The organism is Faecalispora anaeroviscerum, from assembly GCF_947568225.1.
GTDB lineage: Bacteria > Bacillota > Clostridia > Oscillospirales > Acutalibacteraceae > Faecalispora > Faecalispora anaeroviscerum.
Map to the genome: position 1 here is coordinate 2,585,683 of NZ_CANOOQ010000001.1, position 19,463 is coordinate 2,605,145.

The window sequence follows — 19,463 nt, forward strand, 5'->3', positions numbered from 1 at the left end:
AATGAAGAGAATATTGGTAGCGGAGGATGAGCAGACCATTCGCGAGTTTGTTGTGATTAATCTCAAACGCGCGGGCTACGAGGTGACTGAGGCGGAAAACGGAGACCAGGCTCTGGTGCTGTACGAGCAGGAAAAAGGCATGTTTGATCTTGCAATCCTCGACATTATGATGCCGGGGGAGCACGACGGCCTGGCGGTCTGCCGTGAGCTTCGCCAGAGAAGCGGTTCGATCGGCATTATCTTGCTCACGGCCAAAACGCAGGAGATGGATAAGGTGAGCGGCCTGATGATGGGTGCGGACGACTATGTGACAAAGCCGTTTTCCCCCAGCGAGCTGGTTGCCCGCGTAGATGCGGTGTACCGCCGAGTGGCGCTGGCGGAAATGCGCAGCGGCAACAACTTCCGCGAAGAAATCCGTTCCGGCATTTTCTCATTGAACCTGCGTAACCGCGCGTTAGTGAAAGATAATATTCCCATTGAGCTGACGCAGGTGGAATTCCAAATCATGGAATATTTCTTTTCAAACCCGGGCAAGGCGCTCGACCGATCCGACATCCTCAAGCACGTATGGGGGGATGCCTATTACGGAGAAGAAAAGATCGTGGATGTGAACATTCGGCGTCTGCGGATGAAAATAGAGGATGAACCGTCCAACCCCAAGCATATCGTTACCGTTTGGGGGCTGGGCTATAAATGGGAAGCGTAAACAGCCCGCCTGAACCGGCAGGGCGAAGGGAAAGGAGAGGATAGCATGAAGATTTGGGGCATTACCCGGCGGTGGATTCTGAACAGTCTGGGTATTATCCTGCTCATCCTTTCCGCCCTCATCCTCTGCCTTTCGCTGGTGGTGCAGGGCTATGTGTACAACGGCATTCAGCAAACCGTTAACGGGCGCTCGGGTGAGCTGACCAATGTATTTGCCGATTACGACAATAAAACGGCGGTGGAGTTTTCCGCCGCGGCTCGCACTTATGTGGAAAACTCGCCCAGCAAACAAATGATGGAAATGATGGTTCTGAGCGCCTCAGGCCGGATCCTCGTCACTTCCACGGGCTTCCCTCCTGATCAGACTCAGACCATGCCGGATGTTCAGCTGGCGCAGGGAAACAAAGATGGTTACGGCACGTGGCAGGGACGCCTTTCCTCGGGAGAAAAGGTAATGGCTGTTACACGGGTGATCCGCAACCAGGGCGGTTCGGCCCTGGGCAGCATCCGCTACATTGTCTCTCTGGAGGAAGCCGATCGGCAGATTTTCACCATTGTGGGTGGTCTGCTGGTGATGGGCTTTTTGGTCATCCTGTTTGTGGTATTTTCCAGCACCTATTTTATTAAGTCGATTGTCGACCCGATCAAGCTGATCAGCGCAACCGCCAAACGGATTGCGCAGGGCGACTTTAACGCCCGCATTCAGAACCGCCAGAACGACGAGATCGGTGAGCTGTGCGATACCATTAATAAAATGGCGGTTGAGCTAGGCACGGCGGAAAAAATGAAAAACGACTTTATCTCTTCGGTATCGCACGAGCTGCGTACGCCCCTCACGGCCATTAAGGGCTGGGCGGAAACAATGCAGGGGATGGACGACACCGAGCGCGAAACGTACGAGAAGGGCATGGGTGTCATCATCCGCGAATCGGAGCGGCTTTCGGGAATTGTGGAGGAGCTTCTGGATTTCTCGCGCATGCAGAACGGCCGCATGACACTGATGATGGACAAAATCGATATTCTGGCGGAGCTTGGCGAGGCGGTGTACATGTTTACCGACCGTGCGCAGGCGGAGGGGAAGTTTCTGGTGTATGAGGAACCGGCTCTTCTGTCCCCGGTTTTGGGCGACATTAACCGTCTGCGGCAGGTATTTGTCAATATTATTGACAACGCCTTGAAATATACAAAAGAGGGGGATACCGTCACCGTTACCGCGGAAGAAGCAAACGGGCAAATCCGCGTCGTGATCAGCGATACGGGCTGCGGCATCTCCGCAAAAGACCTTCCCAACGTGAAAAAGAAGTTTTACAAAGCAAACCAGACGGTGAGAGGCTCCGGAATTGGACTGGCTCTGGCGGACGAGATCATGCGCCTGCATGACGGCCGCCTGGAGCTGGAAAGCCAGGAAGGGGTCGGAACTGTCGTGACCATTACGATACCCACACTCAGGCAGTCCGCGCCGGAGGCAAAGCCGGCGCCTGCGACGGAAGAAAGGAATCCCGAACAAAATGTCTAGAGAAAAAACAAAAATGATCACAAGCATCGGCGGGCAGGCCGTGATGGAGGGCGTTATGATGCAGGGCCCGTTCAAAACCGCACTGGCTGTCCGCATGCCTGACAACACCGTTTCTACCGAACAGATTGCGACCAACCGCCTGCGGGACCGCCACAGCTTGCTGCGTCTGCCGATCCTGCGCGGCGTGGCCGGCTTTATTGACGCAATGGTCGTCGGCTATAAGGCGCTGAGCATCTCAGCGGAAAAGTCCGGGCTGGAGGATGACGAGCAGCCCTCCAAGTTCGACCAGTGGATGCAGAGGGTGTTCGGCGATAAGCTGATGAACGCGATTATGACATTCAGCGCCGTTCTCGGTGTGCTGATCGCCGTGGGTCTGTTTTTCTGGCTGCCCACCTGGTTGTTCAACATGGGGCAGACCTACCTGTGGGGCCCTGGCTTTGCCGAGTGGCGCACCGTATTTGAGGGCTTTTTAAAAATCGCGATCTTCATCGCTTACATTGCGTTCTGCGCCAGCCTGCCGGATATTAAACGCGTGTTTCAATATCACGGGGCCGAACATAAAACAATTTTTTGCTACGAAAATGAAGAAGAACTCACGGTGGAAAACGTTCGGCGTCACCAGCGCTTTCACCCGCGCTGCGGCACCAGCTTTATGGTGATTATGCTACTGCTCGGTATTATCGCCGGGTACTTCATTCCATTTACGAACCCCTTTGTGCGCAGTGCGGCCAAAATTTTGTGCGTGCCGCTGCTCATGGGAATCGGGTATGAGCTGATCCGCGTTTGCGGCAAATACGACAATCTTTTTACCCGCATTATTTCTGCGCCGGGCATGTGGATGCAGCGCCTGACGACCAAAGAACCGGATGATTCGATGATCGAGGTAGCGATCAGCGCCATGAAAGAAGTCATTCCGGAAAACGGAGAGGACAGAATTGTGAGATGACCTTTGAGCAGGCCTATCAACAAGGAAAAAGCTTATTACAGCGTGCCGGGGTGGAAAGCCCCGCTTTCGACACAATCTGCTTGTTTCGGCGGGCGTTTGGCATGGACCGTCAGGGTCTTCTGCTGCGGGGAGAAGAACAGGCTCCGCCCATGCAGGCCAAGGAATTTTTTCGCACCATTGAGGAGCGGAGTTCTCGCCGCCCCTTGCAGTATATCTTGGGGGAATGGGAGTTTTTCGGGATGCGCCTCGCCGTGGGGGAGGGCGTGCTGATTCCACGGGAGGAAACGGAGCTGCTGGTTTATACGGCGGCGGAGCTGCTCGGCGGGCACCCCGCGCCGCTGGTTGCGGATCTGTGCGCCGGTACGGGCGCCGTTGGGCTGGGGCTTTCCCGCTTGCGTGGCGACGCCCGCGTGACCTGTGTGGAATGGTATGAGCAGGCGTTCTCCTATCTGAACGAAAACCTGTCCCGCTACGGTGAAGACCGCATTTCGGCGGTGCAGGCCGATATTACACAGGAGGATGCCGCGCCGGAGCTTACAAACCTCAGCGCGGTGATTTCGAACCCGCCCTATATTGATTCGGCAGAGCTGCCGCAGCTTCAGAAAGAGGTGCAGGCCGAGCCGGCCACAGCGCTCGACGGCGGCGGCGACGGCCTTGACTTCTACCGGGCAATCGCGAATATCTGGCTGCCGAGGCTCAGGCCAGGCGGGATTGCCGCTGTTGAGATTGGGGAAAAACAGGCGGAGCAGGTTTCAGCGCTGTTTCGGCAGGCGGGCCTTCTTCGCATTCGGGTTCATCAGGATTTTAACGGGTTCGATCGTGTCGTTTCCGGCGTGTACCAGAGGATTTGAATTCCTGCTCGGAATTTTGAGAGGCAGGCACACAAAACATTCGTTCGATTTTTTCGCCAAATCCATTGATTTTGCGTTTGGAATACAGTATACTAGAACCAAACAACGGAACGGGCATCCTGCTTAAATACGGCGCTTTTTTCTCTGCCGAAGGCGGCGGGAAAAAACGAATGGAACGCTGTATGCTTATAAAGTAAGATATTTTGGCTTTCGGCGGATTAATGAAAAGAATTTTGGAGCGGAGGAGTTTTCCCATGGCAGTGGATAAAAGCAAGGCACTGGATACGGCACTGGCTCAAATTGAAAAGCAGTTTGGCAAGGGCGCCGTTATGCGCCTGGGGCAGAATCAGGCAATGCAGGTGGAAGCAATTTCTACCGGCTCTTTTTCTCTGGATATGGCGCTGGGAATCGGCGGCCTGCCCAGAGGGCGCATTATAGAGGTGTACGGGCCGGAGTCCTCCGGTAAAACAACGCTGGCGCTGCACTGCATTGCGCAGGGGCAGAAAAACGGCGGCTATGCCGCGTTTATTGACGTGGAGCACGCGCTGGACCCGATCTATGCCCGTGCGCTCGGCGTGGATGTGGACGCGCTCCTCGTTTCTCAGCCGGATACCGGTGAGCAGGCGCTCGAAATTACCGAAGCGCTCGTGCGCTCCGGTGCGATCGACGTAATCGTGGTGGACTCGGTTGCGGCACTCGTTCCCCGTGCGGAAATTGAGGGTGAAATGGGCGACTCTCACGTCGGCCTGCAGGCCCGGCTGATGTCGCAGGCGCTGCGCAAGCTGGCGGGCGCGATTTCCAAATCGAACTGCGTGGCTATTTTTATCAATCAGCTGCGTGAAAAGGTAGGCGTGATTTACGGCAGCCCGGAGGTGACCCCCGGCGGCCGCGCCCTTAAATTTTACGCTTCCGTGCGCATCGACATTCGCAAGATTGAAACACTGAAAAACGGCACCGAGCAAATCGGCACGCGGACGCGCGCCAAGGTGGTTAAGAATAAAATTGCGCCTCCCTTCCGCGAGGCGGAGTTTGACGTGATGTATGGCCAGGGCATTTCCCGCGAGGGTGAGATTCTCGATCTCGCGGCCAAGCTCGACATTGTTCAAAAGAGCGGAGCGTGGTTCTCCTACGGTGAAACCCGTCTGGGTCAGGGCCGCGATAACTCCAAGGAGTTTTTGAAGAACAATCCTGACATCAGTGCGGAAATCGAGCAGAAGCTGCGTGAAAATGCCGACCGCCTGCCCTCAAAGGCATCCGCTTCGTCCAAGAAGGCACCGGCTCCGTCGGCACCGTCCGAAGCGGCCAAGCCGGTTGAAATCGAGCAGGCGGCCCCGCCGGCAAAGCCCGCGGCTTCCGGCAGAGCATCCTCCAAAGCGAATATCGACATTTTGGTGGATGATTGATGCAGATCACGGCAATCCGGCCCCACAGAAAGGGTCTTTCCCTGTTGGTACTGGACGGAGAACCGGCGATGGAGCTGGATTCCGGCGTTTTGTACCGGGAGGGAATCCGCGTGGGGGCGGAGCTTTCCGACGAGGAGCTGTACCTCCTGTGTCAGAAGTCAAACGAGGTGCGCGCCAGAGAAAAGGCGCTGTACCTGCTGGAGCATAGGGCGCATTTTAAAGGGGAGCTGGAAGAAAAACTGCGCCGGGATTTCCCGGCCGAGGCCGCAAAGCTTGCCGCCGACCATATGGAGGAGCTGGGGCTTCTCGATGATGCTGCCTGCGGGCGGCAGCTGGCGGGGGAGTTGCTGCGGAGAAAAGGCTTTTCGTCCTCGCGCGCGCGGATGGAGCTGTGCCGCAAGGGGCTCGATTCCGCCTTGGCGGAAGAGATCGTCGAAGAGTTGGCACCGCCGCCGGAGGAAAAAATCCGGCAGCTATTAGAAAAGAAATACCCCCTTGCCGCAAGGGATGAAAAACAGCGGCGCAGGGCGGTGAATGCCCTGCAGCGGATGGGGTATCGCCTGCCGGAGATTCGGCAGGCGCTGCGCTATCTGGACGAAACCATAGAATTGGATGAGGAGCAAATATGGCAATAACAGTAGGAATGGTCAGCCTGGGCTGCGCCAAAAACCGGGTAGACGGAGAAATGATGATGGCAACCCTGAAAAATGACGGGTTCCTTCTGGTAGACGACGCGGCGCTGGCTGATGTGGCGATTGTGAATACCTGCGGCTTTATCGAGGACGCCAAAAAGGAATCAATTGATGAGATTCTCGAATTGGCCCGGCTCAAGCAAGAGGGGCAAATCCGCGCCATTGTGGTGACGGGCTGTATGGCGGAGCGTTATCGCGAGGAAATCCGCAAGGAGCTGCCTGAGGCAGACGCGGTGGTGGGCATCGGTGCGAATGCCGAGATTGCCGATATCATCCGGCAGACGCTCGACGGGCAGAATCCCGAATCCTTCCCGCCGAAAAACCGCCTGCCGCTGTATGGCGAGCGTGTTCACTCCACGCCCAGCTACTTTTCGTATCTCAAGGTGGCGGAGGGGTGCGACAGCCGCTGTGCCTACTGTGCCATTCCCATGATCCGCGGGCGCTACCGCAGCCGTTCCATGGAAAGCATCGTTGAGGAGGCTAAGGGTCTTGCGGCAGACGGCACAAAGGAACTGATCCTGATTGCGCAGGATACGAGCCGCTACGGCGAAGATTTGTATGGCCGCCTGATGCTGCCCGAGCTGCTCGACCAGCTGTGCGAAATCGACGGGTTACGCTGGATTCGTCTGCTATACTGTTATCCGGATTACATTACCGATGAGCTGTTGGATACGATGGCCCGACAGGAAAAGGTAGTCAAGTATATCGACTTGCCGTTGCAGCATGTATCGGGCCGGATGCTTCAATCGATGTACCGCGGCGGCGACCGAAAGTCCATTACGGCGCTGCTCCATAAAATCCGCGAAAAAGTGCCGGGCATCACGCTGCGCACCACGCTGATCACCGGCTTCCCCGGTGAAACCGAGGAGGATTTTACCGAACTTTCCGAGTTTGTCAAAGAAATCCGGTTCCACCGCATGGGCTGCTTTGCCTATTCGCAGGAGGAGGGTACCGCAGCGGCGAAAATGCCGAACCAGATCGAAGAAGAGGTCAAGCACCACCGCCGCGAGCTTCTGATGGAGCAGCAGATGCGCATCATGGAGGAGCAGTGTCAAAGCAAAATTGGGGAAACCATTCTGGTTTTGACCGAGGGCTATGACCGCTACGCGGAGTGTTGGTTTGGGCGCAGCGAACAGGACGCGCCTGAGATTGACGGCAAGGTGTTTTTCTTTGCGAAGGATCAGAAGCCGTACCCCGGGCAGTTTGCCCGCGTGAAGATCACGAATTTTATTGAGTGCGATTTGATTGGGGAAGTGGAGGAGCTGTTATGAATCTGCCCAACAAGCTGACCATGCTGCGCCTGATATTGGTTCCGTTTTTTGTGGCGGTGCTGCTGGCTTCGGCGCTGCCGCACCATTCTCTGATTGCTGCGGTGCTGTTTGCCGTGGCGTCGTATACCGATCATCTTGACGGGATGCTGGCGCGCAAGTATCATCAGATTACGGATTTCGGGAAATTCATGGACCCGCTTGCAGATAAGGTGCTGGTGATTTCCGCGCTGGTCTGCTTTGTGGAGCTGCACCTTGCCAATGTATGGTTCGTGCTGCTGATCATTGCGCGCGAATTCATGGTCACGTCCATCCGCCTTGTGGCGGCGGACAAAGGGCAGGTGATTGCCGCAAACAATTGGGGCAAGGCCAAAACCGTCAGCCAGATCATCGCAATTCTGGCGGTGTTGCTGCTGCAATATTGGCAGGAGCTAACGGTGGCCGGTGTGGCGCTGCCCGTCGCGGCAAATGAACCCCTTACTTCGCTGCTCGGTCAGCTTCTCATTCTGGTTGCCACAGTTCTTTCGGTGGTATCCGGAGGGATTTATTTAAAGCAAAACTGGCAGATTGTGAAAACGGCAGGTTGAATCTGTCAGCCTGTAAAAAAGCGCCGGATTTTTAAAATCCGGCGCTTCTGCTCAAAATGTGACATTTTTGCACACATCTCTAATATATGTTGCAATTAATTACAATAAATGGTATAATTTACCTTGTAAGGCACAATTAAAGTGCAAAGCGGGGACGAGGTGCCACGAACACCTCATCCCCTGCATACGGAGAACAGACCTCCATACACAACGGATATACCGCACATTTGCATACACATTATAACCCATTTTCTCCCTTTTGTACAGAGGGGAGGGAGAAACCCGAATGGGCTGGCCCTTCTTTTTGCGGGGGTTGTGTACTGTGCTTTGTGATATTGAGCGCTGTGTTATGGAAGCACCCCCTTATGAGGGGTTCCGTAACAGGCGCTTTTTTGCTGCCTTACAGACAAAGGCAAAGCGGAGCCGGGTTTCTGGAAATTCTGTGAATTTAATTACCTATTAAGATTCCCCATTCTGATTTGCGTAGCCTTTAAAACCGCGGGCCTCCCCCGGCACTGCGGTCCCGGCTCCGCCGCGCTGTTGTCTGTAAGAAAGCTTTTCCCGCACGCATCGCCCGTGTGCGGCTGCCGGCCATTTTGGCCGAAAGCGCTGTCCCTCGTTTGAGGGATGGCGCTGTTTTTTTTTGCAGGCTCAGCCTGCCTGCTTGCGCAGGGTTTGCCCCTGCTGTCAGGGCGGGCGCCTATTTTCTTATCTACACTTTTTGTGAGAGAGCGAATTTTTCTCTGCGGGGGTTCGCCGTGGGGATTCTGCTTGCGCAGGCTTGCCCCTCGTGCCGGGGCGGGCACTTCCTTTCGCGACGAGGCGAAAGGAAGCAAAGGCTCGCCAAAGGGCACCTTTGGAATCCGTTTTGGGGAACGGTTCCGGTGAGTGCCGCCACTAGCCACCGGGAAGGCGCTTCATTGAAAATGCCCACTCTCCAAGTTTAATCTGTAAATCAGTCTTGCTGTTCCGTCTGTCGGCGGGCATTTTCAAAGCGCTCTCGTTGGCTCGCAGTTTTTAGGCGGCTTCGCCGCACTAAGGCGTGTGCGCACTTTCCGTCGTGCGCAAGCAGAATTTCTTTGGGGAATCCCCGCGGGAAAAACACGAAGTCTTTTGAGAATAGGGAACGCCCGCCCCGGCACGAGGGGCAACCCCTGCGCCAGCAGAATCTCCGCGCGGAGAAAGCCGCAAAAAAAATTAAAATTGAGAGAAAAACAACTGCCTTCTCAATCACTAAGAATTGTTGAAGCTAAAAACATATAAAGCATATATGCTAAAACAAGAAAAGAATATTAAATTTTAGAAATCAATGTAAAAATTTCCTAAAAACTGAAATTAAGCACATTTTTATTTCTTCAAAATAAAAATATCCTGCTAAAATGGCAAAAACCCCGCTCTTTACAAGCTGAGAGCTTTGTTGTATACTGAAACATGGCAACAATTTGACAAAGTTGCATACAATAGTATTCAAATGCTGCAAACGGGAGAAGTACCCGAGACAAACGCAACAGAGAGAAAGCGCCACCGGCTGCAAGCGCTTTTTGCGGGGAGTTCGGCGAACATGCGCCCGTGTTCCGTAAAACGGAAAGCAGGCAGGGGGAACAGACGTCTTGGTGCGTCCTCAGTATCTCTGTTCGGTCAGGCACCGTTACTGCCGCCAAGTGATAAAACGGAGTGGAACCGCGGAATGTTACCGCCTCCGTCCCCTTATGGGGACGAGAGGCGTTTTTTGTTGCCGTTTTATCTGTATTGTAAATTGTATTGCCATAATGGAGGAATCGGGTATGTTCAATAATTTAAAAGCAGAGCTGGATTCTATTCTGGATCGGGACCCTGCGGCCAGAACCCGGTTAGAGGTTTATTTGCTGTACTCAGGGTTTCGCGCTGTGCGTTCCTATCGTTGGGCCAATTGGTTTTATCGTCATAATAGGAAACTGATTGCCAGATATATTTCGCAGCGGGCGCGCCATAAAACAGGGGTGGAGATTCACCCTGCCGCTAAAATAGGCAAGGGCCTGTTCATCGACCACGGCATGGGCGTGGTGATCGGCGAAACGGCCGAGATTGGTGATTACTGCACGCTGTACCAGGGGGTAACTCTGGGCGGAACGGGCAAGGATCACGGGAAGCGTCACCCCACCCTCGGCAATAATGTGATGGTGGGCTCCGGTGCAAAAATTCTTGGGCCGTTTAAAGTGGGGGACAATGCGCGTGTTGCCGCCGGTGCCGTCGTACTCAGTGAAGTTCCTGCCGGTGCAACCGCCGTAGGTGTACCTGCCAGGATTGTGCGGATTAACGGTGAGAAGCCTTACGATCTCGATCAGATCCATGTGTCTGACCCTGTTGAGCAGGAGATGACCGATCTGCAGAATGTCTGCACGGCGCTCAGCATGCAGGTTGAAGAGCTGCTGGATCGTCTGGAATCCTGCCAGAAAGAGCGAACAGTGAAACGGGATTCGTGAATGGAAGGACTGCCCAAAGACAAAGATAACAATAGAATGACGGCGCAACTGCGCGGGAGGTTTTCTATGAAAATTTACAATACGCTGACAAGACAAAAGGAAGAGTTTATCCCCATTCAAGAGGGAGAAGCAAAAATTTATGCCTGCGGCCCCACGGTGTACAACTTTATTCATATCGGCAATGCCAGACCGATCTGTGTGTTTGATATTCTGCGCCGTTATATGGAATACCGTGGCCTGAAGGTGACTTATGTCCAGAATTTTACGGACATTGATGACAAAATCATTCGCAAGGCAAATGAGGAGGGTTCGGATTACCTGACGGTTTCCCGCAAATATATTGAGGAATACAAAACCGACGCCTCCGGCCTGAATGTGCGCACTGCTACGGTTCATCCGCTGGCGACTGAAAGCATGGACGATATTCTGCAAATTATTGAAACTCTGGTGGAAAAGGGTTACGCCTATGCCACCCCGAACGGCGACGTGTACTTCCGCACCAAAAAATTCGATGAATACGGTAAGCTGTCTCACCAGCCGCTGGACGATTTGCAGGCCGGCGCGCGCATCAGCGTGGATGAGATCAAAGAGGACGCGATGGACTTTGCCGTGTGGAAGTCCGCAAAGCCCGGCGAGCCGAGCTGGGATTCCCCGTGGGGCAAGGGCCGCCCCGGCTGGCATATTGAGTGCTCCGCGATGGCTCGTCACTTTTTGGGGGATACGATCGATATTCATTGCGGCGGGCAGGATTTGATTTTCCCCCACCATGAAAACGAGATTGCGCAGAGCGAATGCTGCAACGGCGTCCCCTTTGCCCATTACTGGATGCACAACGGCTATATCAACGTCGATAACCATAAAATGAGCAAATCCCTCAATAACTTCTTCACAGTGCGTGAGGTCGCGAACGTGTACGGTTATGAGCCAATCCGCTTTTTGATGGTTTCGTCGCAGTACCGCAGCCCCATCAATTACAGCGTGGAGATCATCGAGCAGTGCAAATCTGCTCTGGATCGCCTTTATAACTGCCGCGACAATCTGACGTTTGCCAGAGACAACGCGCCCGAAGGACTGAAAGCCGGGGAGCAGGAGCAAATTGATGCGCTTGATTCGTTCCGCCAGCGCTTCATCACCGCGATGGACGATGATCTGAACACCGCCGACGCGATTTCGGTGCTGTTTGATCTGGCCCGCGAGATGAATACCAACCTGATTCCCGGCGAAAAGAGCAGGGAGCTGTACAGCGCGGCTCTGGCGCTGTATAACGAGCTGGCGGATGTGCTTGGCCTGCTGTACCAGAGAAAGAAGCAGTCGCTGGATGAGGAAATTGAGGCGCTGATTCAGCAGCGTACCGAAGCGCGCCAGACCAAGGACTGGGCCACCGCCGACCGAATCCGCGACGAGCTGAAAGCCCGCCACGTGGTTTTGGAGGATACCCCCCAGGGCATTAAGTGGAAAATTGTAGAATGATTCTGCCGCTGGCAGCGCGAACAGCCGTCGAGATACGGCTGTTCGCTTTTACAGAGGGTTGTTTATGCGTTCCGGGGAACGCTGTGTTTCGAAAAGGGAGAGATTTTAGATGGCGAAGGAACATAAAACAAATGTAATGCGAATTCTGGAGAAAGAAAAGATTTCGTATCAGTTTTATTATTATTCTCACGAAGATGGCCAGATCGACGGCATCTCTGTGGCTCATAAGCTGAATCAGCCGGTGGAGCAGGTGTTTAAAACGCTTGTAACGCGCGGGGCCAGCAAGAACTTTTATGTGTTTGTCATTCCGGTAGAGGAGGAGCTGGATTTAAAAGCAGCCGCACAGTCGGTTTCCGAAAAATCGGTAGAGATGGTCCACGTCAGTGAAATCAACCAGATCACGGGTTATATCCGCGGGGGCTGTTCACCGGTTGGCATGAAGAAGCAGTTTCAAACGGTAATTGACGAATCCTGTCTGCAATTGCCCACCATTATCGTCAGCGGCGGCAAGATCGGCACACAGGTGGAGCTTGCTCCCGCTGATCTGATCACGCTGATTGCAGCCTCCACCGCGCCCCTTTGCAAATGATCCAAATTTGACAAATTCCGACAAATTTTATATGATTGATCCAGAATCAATACACGATCAAAATGGCGGTATCTTACTTAGCGCAAGGCGGGGGAAGATACCGAAAGCATAGTTTTGATTATTATCAAAAAGGTAGTTACAAGTACCGGTTTTGGCAGAGAACCGGGAATGTAAAAAGGGAGAGAAACGGGATGAAAGAGGATAAGGCGACCTTTGTTGTGGATATGCTGTACCGGCAGCATTCCACATGGCAGGGAAATCTGCGTTGGGTTGAGGGCAATAAGGAAAGTGCTTTTCGCAGCGAGATCGAGCTGTTAAGCTTGATGGACAGTGCGATGAAATTGACCAAAGAAAAGGAGCAGGATTCTGACTGACGGGCAGGTTCGTTTTGCAAGGATTGTGGCGATTTAGCAAGGGGATGCGCCTCTCTTTGTTCTCGCCCACTTTTTGCGAAAATGGTATTGACAAAGTAAGATAAAAATGATATATTATTCAAGCGTTCAATTTTGAGTCGTGCTGGTGTAGCTCAGTTGGTAGAGCAGCTGATTTGTAATCCAAGAAATAGAAATAAAACAAACGTAGGAATTGCGGAAACCCGCATGAATCCTACGTTTTTTAATTTTACACCGGGCGCAAAAAGGGCAAAATGGTATCCACGGGTATCCAGAGGTATCCAATAAACAGTAAAAGTTATTGATAAAAAGGAAATAAAAATATAACTTATAAATGAATAATATTCCATACGCAAAAGCCGGAATTGACAGGCCTTGTCAACTCCGGCTTTTACTCTTTTGGGTAAGCAGTATACCTTTAGTTTTTTAGTTGTAAATTATGCAGCGGAATTACATTATCAATTTTTAGGGTACCTACTGGAAGTCCAAGTAAATGCTCTATTTCATTAGGATAAAGAGTAAGATTATAGCTAAAAGACAACTCATCTATAAATTCTTTGGCTGTAAACACTTTTTCAGATAATAACATTTGAACAGCAGTTTTTAATAAGGATGGTTGTGCTGTGGTCAGTACATTATCTAGTGGCTCTTCTTTTCGCATACCTCTGCGCTGAAGAACGCGCATCAATGATTGGTATTCCTCATATGAAATCACAGCTAATGTATATGCCCGGCGGATCATAGCAGCAATAGATACTTTCCATTTTTTCTTCAATTCAATATAGTAAGGGATACTAGTCGGATTCTGCTTAACATCAAAGTAGAAGGTGTCTTTAGGAAGAAGAAAAGCGGAGGCAAATTGATTTGCTTCGTTTTCACGTTCTTTAAATTCTTCTTTTGATAGTATCTCGATATCCTCACTCCATTCATGCATACAGATATGTCCTAATTCATGGGCAATATCAAAATGCAGCCTTGCAGCGGATGTTTTATTACTTGAGTAGCCAATAGTAAAAATGTCATCTCCATTGATGTCAATCATTTGACTAAAAGCATCGATGTTATCTGTGGCAGTCTCAAAGGAAGTAATAACAATTCCCTTTTGCTCGGTTTCAAAAATTAAGTTTTCTATTGGACGTCTCCCAAGATTCCATTTATCTCGTAATAGTTCTGCAGCCTCTTCCGGTGTAGAGGTAGTGCTTATTGACGGTAAATCCAGTTGAGGAAAATCAATATATTCTTTTATAAAAGCAAATATATTTGAAACAAATTCCATTTTTTGTATTTGTTCGTTGCGATATTTCTTATTGGTGGTCAATAAAGCTCTAAAATACGTTGATCCAATATTGATACTATTGTCTTTTTCATAAAAATACTTCTTTGGAAATTTTAAGATATCCGACATTCTATTAACAATAGTTGAATCTGGATTATCAATTTTTTTGTTTTCGTACATCGATACAGTTTGTCGTTGACAATCAAGATGCTCAGCTAACTCAGCCACTGTAAAACCTCTATAGATACGAGCTTTTTTAAGCCTATCTCCGTTAAAAACTAGTTCCTCTCTCAATGAGGACACCTCACAATACTATGATTGATTTAAGTTATACTAATTATTTAAATTTTCTTCATCATCTGTTTCGGACGGCCGTACTTTAATGTTATGTTGTTTTCTTTTATTTGCCTTCTCAGATAACTTTAAACCGCGCTCAGGATGGTTGGACGCAGTTGAAAATTCCGTTGCAGATTGCATAATCGTACTTACATCCGCAGTAATATACTGATTCCAATTTTCTTCATATACTATCTTCATGTTTTTATCTATTACTACGGCTCGAATTGAAATTAACTCAAAATTATGGCTTTCAAATAATATTAGAGCGTGATGATCAATAAATTCTCGTTCCACTTTCAAATCAAATAAAATTTTTTGAACAATGTCCTTCATATTATCTTCATCAAACAAGTCAATTGGATAAAGGGTCATCTGATCATTATTTAATAGTTTTGCGTTCAATATATTTACAAGACCGTCTAGATAATGAGGATTTTTTCTCTTTTTAAGATTTTTAAATAGCTGTTCAAAACGGCTCTCTCTCATAAATGTAAAAAGTATTCTTTTTTCTTGAGAAAAAACGGGAACCATTTGCCACGAACCTCGTTGTGTGGAATCGGCTACACAAGATATTTTAGGCATTTCATTGCATAGTTTTGTATTTAATATATCCCAGATTCTAGTTGGTGTGCTATTTTTTGTTTTGAGATAATATGTATCTTCTCTAATGCTGTCTCCAACGGCATCGTTTACACAATGAACAACTTTGGTAATAAATTGTTCTCCACATGTCAATTTGAACCCTTTATCCATCCTGCTTTCACCTCAAAATACATAATTTTTATAATTATAGGCGTTTTTATATAAAATGTCAAGTTTAAAAGTCTTGATAATGTGAAATGTAAAAAATACTGGTCTTAAATATTTGTATATGAAGCGTTTAATAGTGAAAAAGGAATAATGATATATCTACGACAAGGACCGGAATTGACTTATTGTATCAATTTCGGTCCTTGCTATATTAAAGAGCAGTGTTAATGTTTCTACACTCTATTGACTTTCTCTTTTATTTCCGCTAATGAAAGCATATCACAATACACCTGATTGATTTGCTGACCGGTACGTTTTGCCTCATCGCTTCTAACGTGAGTGTAGACACCTAAAATCACATTTGTGGTGGAGTCTCCCATCAAGCACATGGCGGTCTTGACCGGGACTCCCGATTCTGCTAATGTTGTGGCAAAGGTGTGCCGAAATTTATACAGCGTGTACTCTTTCCCAAAACCATGTCGTTTTTTGAAGCGATTGAATGCCGTGTTTAGAACATCGTCCCGCATTGGAACGTCAGTTGATGAGGGGAACAGGAACCGGTTCTGATATTTTGCAGGGGCGTTCTTTTCCAAATACCCCAACCATTCTTTGATTGCCTCAATTCCCTGCTCGCCAATGTACAAAGTCCGAATTCCTGCCGGACTTTTTGTGGGGCCTATCGCAGACTCTCTACCAGTGCTTTTGGAAAATGCGCTGTTGCCCAGTATTGGTTTCATTACTGCGGCCTGATGGATGTGAATCTCGCATGTGCTGAAATTCACATCGGTTTTCAGCAAGGCACGAATTTCTTCCGGTCTCATTCCAGTTAGCGTTTCCAGCAAAAGAACTGTGTAAATCATAGGATCACTTTCCTGTTTCGCACAAGATAAAATGGTGTTGATTTGCTCTTTCGAATACACCTTTTCGTCATCTGAACGTAAATCCCTTTGAGTGGATCTCGCTTTTTTGACCATCCGTCCCACATCTTTCGGGATCAACTCGTCCTCAGCGGCAACAGCAGTCATTTTACGCAGGACAAGACGAACCTTATCCAGTGTGCTCTGGGACATATGGGACATACTGTTCAGAAATTCCTGAAGCTCCATTCGTGTTAGCTCATCTAAATACATATCTCCAAGTTTTGATTTTACAATTCGCTTCGCATTGGTAGCATAGCAATGCTTTGTACGTGCAGTCGGAGCCGAGAACATTGTAAAGAGATGCTGATCCAAATAATCCCGAACGGTAATGCGTGGAGCATTTGGAGTGGGGGGAGTGGCAGGTGCTGTAAAAGATACCCCAGAATCAGGTAACAACACCCCATCCATCTCTTTCAGTGCCTTCTGGAGAGCTTCCTCTGCGTCCTCACGAGTAAGGAATCCTCCCTTAATCAGTCGTTCCCGTTTTCCTGTTACCGGATCTTTTCCCCGACTGATGGCGTATCGGAACTCATCCCTTGCCTTTACATATAAAATGCTGCCGGAGCTATGCGGCGTTGCCATTCTGAAAACCTCCTCTTCGTCGTTTGGTTCGGTAGTATAACTCTGACCTGCTGATTCAGCAAGTCCCAAATACCGTTCCAGAGAGATGATTGGTACAAGAGTGCGTTTCCCGATCTTTTTAACGGATAATTCTCCGTTCTCGATAAGAAGATCAAGGTCGGGGACACTAACTCCCAATTCCTTTGCCGTTTCCTCCAGCGTCAAAGCCTGCTTGCCATACTTTTCGTTCAGTTCCATTTTTCATACCAGCCTAATTACAGTAGTCGATACTTCGCATCGCCGGTTTTTATAACCAGACTGTTTGTTCAACTGGAAATATTACTTGAACTCCTTGGGGAATGACAATCATCGAAAAATATTTTCTCAACTGCTGCCCAAAAAGCAAAAAAGAAAGGGGAGAAGGCTCAACTCCTTTTCCCCAAACGGTAAACTGGTTTAGTATATTGTTTTGATTTGTGCTGAACTCATTTTAAAATTTGCTTCTTCTTTTAATTCGATAAAAACAGATTAAATGTAAGTGCATTTCTACATTTATATTGACATTATAAATATAAATGTTTAATATTTATACGAGAGGGGATTTGAAATGAGAATTGATGAGCCAATAAAAATACTTTGTATTAAGACAGATCTGACGATGTCAGAAATTGCAAAGCGATTAAATAAAACCCCACAAGCATTTTGTCAGAAAGTGAAGCGGGGGACATTTACCATTGATGATCTTGATCAGGTTGCTATGGTTACAGATTGCAAACTGGAGTGTAGTTTTGTTTTGCCAAATGGCGAAAGAATACAGATTCAGTGAAAGGAGAGTCGTAATGATCGAATATATTGAGGGCGACATATTTAACAGTCCTGCACAGGTAATTGTAAATACAGTTAACACTGTAGGCGTTATGGGCAAGGGTCTCGCATTATCATTCAAGAAAAGATACCCCGAAATGTTTCAATCTTACAGGCGTGCATGTGAAAAGAACCTATTGAAAACAGGAAAACTGATGTTGTTTTATTCTCCAGATCATTGGATTCTTTTATTTCCAACAAAAGAAAATTGGAGATATCCTTCAAAGTTAGAATACATTGAAGCTGGACTGGTGAAGTTTGTTCAAACTTATGCAGAAAAGAGCATTACCTCTATTGCATTTCCGAGGCTCGGATGTGGAAACGGTGAATTAAATTGGGATGACGTTCGTCCACTGATGGAGAAATATCTACGCTCCCTCCCGATTGATGTTTATATTTATATTGGGACAGGGCCAGATGTTGTGCCGGAGCACAAGGCACAGAAAGAAACAATGGCATGGCTGCATGAAAATGCGAAAGACATGTCTTTTAAAGGACTGATTGATGATATTGCGTATCAAGCCGCCTTGTTACCGATAACTTTCTTATATGAAGAAAGTGAGGTAACCGTTAAATATTCAGATGGAATCGTATTTGAATATAAAGGACAAACACAGGTTGTTTCTGATGATGAGATGTATCAGCTATGGGATGTTATACGCACCGACGGTGTGTTTGCAGCTGATGCTTCCTTTCGCAGTTCTTTGGTATATAGATTACTTCTTAAGCTAGGATATCTTTCTAAAATTCGAATTCAGGACAGTAAGTCTGGAAATATGTTAGACGGCTATCAATTAAACGAAGGACTTGGCCGGGCATACGGCGTAAAGGAGTGTTAATATGACATTCTCAGAAATTATCCGGCAAAACTGTGATACGGCTTCGGTGAGATGGTGGCCAAGATATGCGTACCATTATACCGATGTGTCTAACGCAGTCAATATTTTATCCACAGGTTATTTATACAGTAGAATAAAAGCACAAGAAACAAAGGCTATGGCCAATGATAACGCAAGTATTCAAGTGATTAACATGACGGAAAGTGCGGCGACTTCCTCCGTTCGGTTCTATTTTCGACCGTTGACTCCCACGCAATATTATAACGAGGGCTTTAAACATGAGGCAATTCGTTATTGCAATGATGAAAATGCAAATGTTCCGGTGCCGGTATTCTTTCTTTTTGATCTAGAAAAATTATTAAAGGAACCTCTTACAAAATTTTCTGAGTTTAGTCAAGCAGGTCATAGCGCCCCGATTTTTAGTGGAATTGATGAATTTCAGAAATTGGATTTCAATAAAATTTACAGCAAGGGATATGTTGAGGAAGAAGTTAGAAAATATCGTCATGCTGAAATTCTTTATCCCAATTCATATCAGATTGATAACAGCTTAAAATTTGTTTTATGTCGGAGCGAAATTGAAAAAACCACTTTGATGACTCTGCTGAAGAAAAAAGATTCAAAAAGCTATTATAAATACAAAAACATTATAAAAGTTTGTAAAGCTGATATGTTCGAAAATAATGGCTTGTTTTTGAAGAATGTTTCATTCGGTATGAATTCTATCAGCTTTGCTTTTGCAGATACCTATCTCAAAAGTAAATATGAGCAGTCGCAAATGTTTAAGCTTGATTGTGAAAGTTTGGTTCCTGTTTCAGCAGAATTTCAATTTAAATGGGTTGCTGGAAATGGGAACAGTATTGCTGAAATCTCGTTTGAAAGAGAAATTGATTACCAAAATCCAGAGCAAATTGTGTTTAACAAATTACCTAAGTATAAAGGCTCTAAAAGTATGATGGTTACTTTGACGCTTGAGGGAAAGCTAGTCTGTTGTATTGAACGTGCGATAGATAGTTTGGAGCTTTTATAACGA

The 19,463-nt window shown here is 48.4% G+C and carries 18 protein-coding genes; 15 read left to right on the plus strand and 3 right to left on the minus strand.

Annotated elements, in window-relative coordinates; all coding sequences use genetic code 11:
• Position 1: 1 nt before the first annotated feature.
• From QOS46_RS12745 to QOS46_RS12800, 12 genes are all read left to right on the plus strand, one after another.
• On the plus strand, positions 2-706 hold the full coding sequence (locus QOS46_RS12745) for a response regulator transcription factor (RefSeq protein WP_283610280.1): 705 nt from the start codon (positions 2-4) through the stop codon (positions 704-706).
• 45 nt (positions 707-751) lie between these two features.
• Positions 752-2,221, plus strand: a complete 1,470-nt coding sequence (locus QOS46_RS12750; RefSeq protein WP_283610281.1) for a sensor histidine kinase — start codon at positions 752-754, stop codon at positions 2,219-2,221.
• Complete coding sequence (locus QOS46_RS12755) at positions 2,214-3,167, plus strand: DUF1385 domain-containing protein (protein ID WP_283610282.1); 954 nt, start codon at positions 2,214-2,216, stop codon at positions 3,165-3,167. The genes QOS46_RS12750 and QOS46_RS12755 overlap by 8 nt, the downstream gene beginning before the upstream one ends.
• Positions 3,164-4,018, plus strand: coding sequence for a peptide chain release factor N(5)-glutamine methyltransferase (prmC, locus tag QOS46_RS12760; RefSeq protein ID WP_283610285.1), 855 nt, complete (start codon positions 3,164-3,166; stop codon positions 4,016-4,018). The genes QOS46_RS12755 and prmC overlap by 4 nt, the downstream gene beginning before the upstream one ends.
• Positions 4,019-4,272: 254 nt before the next feature.
• Entirely contained in the window at positions 4,273-5,421 is a 1,149-nt protein-coding gene (gene recA, locus QOS46_RS12765; RefSeq protein WP_283610287.1) for a recombinase RecA, read from the plus strand.
• Complete coding sequence (locus QOS46_RS12770; RefSeq protein ID WP_283610288.1) at positions 5,421-6,056, plus strand: regulatory protein RecX; 636 nt, start codon at positions 5,421-5,423, stop codon at positions 6,054-6,056. The genes recA and QOS46_RS12770 overlap by 1 nt, the downstream gene beginning before the upstream one ends.
• On the plus strand, positions 6,047-7,384 hold the full coding sequence (rimO, locus tag QOS46_RS12775) for a 30S ribosomal protein S12 methylthiotransferase RimO (RefSeq protein ID WP_283610290.1): 1,338 nt from the start codon (positions 6,047-6,049) through the stop codon (positions 7,382-7,384). Before QOS46_RS12770 ends, rimO begins: the two co-directional genes overlap by 10 nt.
• On the plus strand, positions 7,381-7,968 hold the full coding sequence (pgsA, locus tag QOS46_RS12780; RefSeq protein ID WP_283610291.1) for a CDP-diacylglycerol--glycerol-3-phosphate 3-phosphatidyltransferase: 588 nt from the start codon (positions 7,381-7,383) through the stop codon (positions 7,966-7,968). The genes rimO and pgsA overlap by 4 nt, the downstream gene beginning before the upstream one ends.
• Before the next feature lie 1,784 nt (positions 7,969-9,752).
• Complete coding sequence (gene cysE, locus QOS46_RS12785) at positions 9,753-10,430, plus strand: serine O-acetyltransferase (protein WP_283610292.1); 678 nt, start codon at positions 9,753-9,755, stop codon at positions 10,428-10,430.
• A 66-nt stretch (positions 10,431-10,496) separates the two neighbouring features.
• The gene (cysS, locus tag QOS46_RS12790; RefSeq protein WP_283610293.1) at positions 10,497-11,900 is read left to right on the plus strand and encodes a cysteine--tRNA ligase; all 1,404 of its coding nucleotides are present in this window, start codon (positions 10,497-10,499) and stop codon (positions 11,898-11,900) included.
• Between the two features lie 109 nt (positions 11,901-12,009).
• Positions 12,010-12,489 carry a Cys-tRNA(Pro) deacylase gene (gene ybaK / locus QOS46_RS12795; RefSeq protein ID WP_283610296.1) on the plus strand — a complete coding sequence of 160 codons (480 nt, stop codon included), beginning with the start codon at positions 12,010-12,012 and terminating at the stop codon, positions 12,487-12,489.
• Between the two features lie 191 nt (positions 12,490-12,680).
• Entirely contained in the window at positions 12,681-12,863 is a 183-nt protein-coding gene (locus QOS46_RS12800; RefSeq protein ID WP_283610297.1) for a hypothetical protein, read from the plus strand.
• A 436-nt stretch (positions 12,864-13,299) separates the two neighbouring features.
• On the opposite strand, the gene QOS46_RS12805 is transcribed toward QOS46_RS12800, so the two are convergent.
• From QOS46_RS12805 to QOS46_RS12815, 3 genes are all read right to left on the minus strand, one after another.
• Positions 13,300-14,460, minus strand: coding sequence for a helix-turn-helix domain-containing protein (locus QOS46_RS12805; protein ID WP_283610298.1), 1,161 nt, complete (start codon positions 14,458-14,460; stop codon positions 13,300-13,302).
• 30 nt (positions 14,461-14,490) lie between these two features.
• On the minus strand, positions 14,491-15,249 hold the full coding sequence (locus tag QOS46_RS12810; RefSeq protein WP_283610300.1) for a DUF5986 family protein: 759 nt from the start codon (positions 15,247-15,249) through the stop codon (positions 14,491-14,493).
• Positions 15,250-15,479: 230 nt separating this feature from the next.
• Positions 15,480-16,985, minus strand: a complete 1,506-nt coding sequence (locus tag QOS46_RS12815) for a tyrosine-type recombinase/integrase (protein WP_283610302.1) — start codon at positions 16,983-16,985, stop codon at positions 15,480-15,482.
• 349 nt (positions 16,986-17,334) lie between these two features.
• Between QOS46_RS12815 and QOS46_RS12820 the strand changes: the two genes are divergently transcribed.
• The 3 genes from QOS46_RS12820 to QOS46_RS12830 are packed head-to-tail and all read left to right on the plus strand — an operon-like array spanning position 17,335 to position 19,460.
• Positions 17,335-17,553 (plus strand): XRE family transcriptional regulator, encoded by a 219-nt coding sequence (locus QOS46_RS12820; protein ID WP_283610303.1) that lies wholly within the window; start codon positions 17,335-17,337, stop codon positions 17,551-17,553.
• A 13-nt stretch (positions 17,554-17,566) separates the two neighbouring features.
• Positions 17,567-18,430, plus strand: coding sequence for a macro domain-containing protein (locus tag QOS46_RS12825; RefSeq protein ID WP_283610304.1), 864 nt, complete (start codon positions 17,567-17,569; stop codon positions 18,428-18,430).
• A gap of 1 nt (position 18,431) precedes the next feature.
• On the plus strand, positions 18,432-19,460 hold the full coding sequence (locus tag QOS46_RS12830; protein WP_283610305.1) for a DarT ssDNA thymidine ADP-ribosyltransferase family protein: 1,029 nt from the start codon (positions 18,432-18,434) through the stop codon (positions 19,458-19,460).
• The last annotated feature ends 3 nt before the right edge of the window (positions 19,461-19,463 follow it).